Genomic DNA, 233 nt, shown 5'->3' on the forward strand with positions numbered 1-233 from the left:
CGTGCGCCGGAGAGCAGGGTAGAGCAAGAGCCGGGGGGCGGTCCGTAGAGCATCTGCCGGAGGCGATCCATGGAACAGGCCGCACTGCGCCCCAAGCCGATGCCCGGTCAGGATCCGGGCGGTGACCGGAGTTCGCCCGGCACCACCAAGCGCCCGCACGCCGCGCGACGGCGGGGCAGGCGGCTGATGTCCCTGCTCTTCGGTCTCCTCCTCGCGACCGTGCTGGTTCTGTC

The 233-nt window shown here is 71.7% G+C and carries 1 pseudogene; it reads left to right on the forward strand.

The features are described from left to right. Positions 1–69: 69 nt before the first annotated feature. Positions 70–233, forward strand: a pseudogene (locus KVT44_RS59870) (PDZ domain-containing protein); the annotation flags it as partial.

The sequence above is a fragment of the Streptomyces sp. GbtcB7 genome, assembly GCF_019091445.1.
Lineage (GTDB): Bacteria > Actinomycetota > Actinomycetes > Streptomycetales > Streptomycetaceae > Streptomyces > Streptomyces mirabilis.